At 53.8% G+C, this 422-nt stretch carries 1 protein-coding gene; it reads right to left on the bottom strand.

Annotated elements, in window-relative coordinates; all coding sequences use genetic code 11:
• Positions 1-422 (bottom strand): ECs1377 family protein (locus ERX40_RS11095; protein ID WP_133418552.1); only part of this gene is annotated, 422 nt, incomplete at both ends.

The following is a 422-nucleotide window of genomic DNA, read 5'->3' as shown; positions in this document are numbered from 1 at the left end:
GCCTCAGAACATCAGCCGCAATACGCTGACTGCCGAACCAGAACAGACCGTCTAGGGCAGTAACCTGCAATCCCGCCTCCAGCGCATACTTCAGTCGTTCACGGGTGCCTTTCACTTCCCGGGCAATCTGCTGGTATGGCGATGATGTGTTTTCATTAGCAACCACACGCCGAATACGGTGAGACAGATGATACCGGAATGTATCCGGCACACCAGAAAGGCTGGCCTTCAGGCTGTACACGCAGCCAAAGCGTTTATCGTTGAGCACCACATTTTTCTGGCTGATGTCCCATTCTTCACGCAGCGCGGCAATCAGTTGTGGTGTACGGGTTAGCAGCAAGCGAAAAGGCAGTTCAAAACTGGTGACGTAATCCACATTCAGCAGAGCAATACGCAGCCGTTCTTCTGGCCCGGCCTCTGTC

This window comes from Macrococcus carouselicus, from assembly GCF_004359515.1.
GTDB lineage: Bacteria > Bacillota > Bacilli > Staphylococcales > Staphylococcaceae > Macrococcus > Macrococcus carouselicus.
This window is presented reverse-complemented; position numbering and strand designations above follow the sequence as displayed.